Genomic DNA, 2,409 nt, shown 5'->3' on the forward strand with positions numbered 1-2,409 from the left:
ACCACAAAGTCACAAAGGACACGAAGAAGATTTGTCGTGGCGATGTGACATTTCGCGCCATTTTCCGCGCATGCAAAGCGCTGATCCGCTTAGGCAATCCACTAAAATGCACGATTCCGAGGGTCCCTGATTCCAGGGAACGATGCCATGCAAGGGAATCGCTTCGCCGTCGTGCCTGCGCTGGGCGCGCGGACGCATACGGTATTCCGATAGACAATGTCCAACATCGAGGCCGCGAAGGCGATCCGCGGCGGCCTCCGATGTAGGAACGCATTCCACATATTCAAGGGGCCGGGATTTCAAAGAAAGCAAGAATTGGCACGCGGAGGCGCGGAGGGCGCGGAGGGCGCGGAGATGCCGAGCCAACTGTGAATTTCCGGCTAGAGTGAGCAAGCTTGTTTCCGCGTGCCGAAGGCGCGCAACAATCCTTGTCTCCATGCTCCAGCTACATTCGGTCTGGTCGATTTCTCCCTCTTCTCCGCGTCCCCAGGCCGATGCGAAGCATCGTGCCGCCCGCGTCTCCGCGTGAACCCACTTGCTTTCTTCCCTACTCCACCACCGGCGCGATCTCGCCGAGCTTCGCCAGCCAGCGCTCGAGCCGCGCGCGGTTGACGCCCATGTCGCCATGGCCGAGCTGGGAGCGGGAATAGAGCGCGAGCGTCGAGCGGCCGCCGGGCCGGTCGAAGAACTGCACGACGATGGTGTCGGGATAGCGCATGAGGGCGGAGCGCTGGATGTAGCGGTCGATCATGGTGGTGGCGTCGGTGGCGACAGCGGTGATGCGCAGCTCGGCGGAGATCGCCTTGGCGAAGGCGGCGCGGAGTTTCGCGGCATCGACGGCATATTCCGGCGGCGTCAGGTCGCTCTGCGCCCGGCAGACGCCGGTTGGACAGGCCAGCGCATCGTTCGGCGCGTCGCGGCGCTTCAGCGTCTCGAATGCCACCGGCCCCAGATCCGCCGGGCCGAACTGCTCCCACACCCGCTCCGGCCCGATGAGGAAGAAGGCGGCGGTGAGGGCGATGGGGACGGCAACACTAAGAACAAGTAGTTTTCGCAACAATCGCATCAACTAAACTGCGGACCTCTCCCAGGTTCTGCCGGCATTTCAGATCTGATCACATTGCACTAGAATCCACTCGACTAGTTCGTCATTAAGTCAGGCCGTTCGGAGCCGCCAATGGACCATGGCAGCAACAAAGAGCCAAACTTGGATCGGCTCTTCGACGCTACCGAAAGCTCTTGGACAATACGCTGTTCATGCGCCGTACAGCGTGATGCTCGATCTAGACCAAAAGACAATCCAAGTAGTTCCAAGCTGGTTCGACGAGCATCCAAACGCAATGCGCTTGAAAGACAAGGATCTGAAGAAGGAACTCTTGTCGTACAAGACAGATATCGACGCGATGGCAAGCTTTTTCAGGAAAACTGAAAACTACGTCGTGGCTCGCAACATTCAGCCAGATTTGCCCGAGAGACCGACGCTTGGGGACGCTCGCTTGGCGCCAACTCCCAAAGCAAAGGTTCAACAACCGGATTGAGGAGTCGAACCCTGCCACGAGCCTGAGTGGCCCGGCGGATCGGGATTCTCCTCGCATCGCTTGCCTGGACCCTCCGGCGGCCATCCCCTATATTTCGCGCCGCTGTCACCCCAAGCCAACAGCATAAAAATTTTGTCCCCACAGAGGAAATCCCCCAATGGTCCGGCAGGCCCCCAACGCCACCCAGCAGAACCAGTTCTACCCCTTCGGGGAACGCCCCCTGCCGCCCACCAAGAACGGCAAGCCGGTCAATCCGGCCGTGGTGCCGCTGCATGACGTGAGCAAGCTGCCCGACGGGGCGAAGTTCGTGGTGGTGGGGGCGGGCATGCATGGCATGTCGACGGCGTATCACCTGGCGAAGTACCTGAGCGAGAGCGGCAAGGGGAAGGGCTCCGACGTGGTGCTGATCGACAAGGCGGGTCCCGGCGCGGGCGCCACGGGGCTGGCCTGCGGCTGCGTGCGCAACCTCTACATGACCAAGCCGCTGCACGCGATCCTGCGGGAGAGCGTGAAGGTGTGGAAATCCGATCCCGTCAATTTCGGCTTCCAGCAGGTGGGCTATGTCTCGGTCGGCGAGGCGAACCAGGAGAGCGACTATATCTCCCTGCACAAGTCGCAGAACGACCAGGGCTATCCGTCGGACCTCTATATCGGCAAGGACGCCAAGAGCTTCCTCAAGAAGATCTGGCCGGACTTCAACACCGAGCGGGCCGACCTGGTGCTGCATGAGAAGCCGTCGGGCTATGCCGGCACCCATATGGCGGTCTGGGGCCTGGACCAGAAATGCCATCAGTACGGCGTGCGCCGCTGCTATGGGCCGGAGGTGATCGGCTATGAGATGCAGAACGGCCGCGTGACCGCGGTGAAGACC

Annotated in this window: 4 protein-coding genes; 3 read left to right on the forward strand and 1 reads right to left on the reverse strand. The window is 61.3% G+C overall.

Translation table 11 applies throughout. The features are described 5' to 3' along the window. A partial coding sequence (locus tag ACOSYY_RS16475) for a hypothetical protein (protein ID WP_421663819.1) occupies positions 1–266 on the forward strand: 266 nt, incomplete at its 5' end. Positions 267–547: 281 nt separating this feature from the next. On the opposite strand, the gene ACOSYY_RS16480 is transcribed toward ACOSYY_RS16475, so the two are convergent. Then, positions 548–1,066: a DUF1499 domain-containing protein gene (locus tag ACOSYY_RS16480; RefSeq protein ID WP_421663821.1), complete on the reverse strand. Its 519-nt coding sequence runs from the start codon at positions 1,064–1,066 to the stop codon at positions 548–550. A gap of 118 nt (positions 1,067–1,184) precedes the next feature. On the opposite strand from ACOSYY_RS16480, the gene ACOSYY_RS16485 reads away from it, so the two are divergent. Together ACOSYY_RS16485 and ACOSYY_RS16490 are read left to right on the forward strand one after the other, a co-directional pair. Then, positions 1,185–1,538, forward strand: coding sequence for a hypothetical protein (locus tag ACOSYY_RS16485; protein ID WP_421663823.1), 354 nt, complete (start codon positions 1,185–1,187; stop codon positions 1,536–1,538). 157 nt (positions 1,539–1,695) lie between these two features. After that, a partial coding sequence (locus ACOSYY_RS16490; protein WP_421663825.1) for an NAD(P)/FAD-dependent oxidoreductase occupies positions 1,696–2,409 on the forward strand: 714 nt, incomplete at its 3' end.

This window comes from Nitrospira sp. BLG_2, assembly GCF_049222245.1.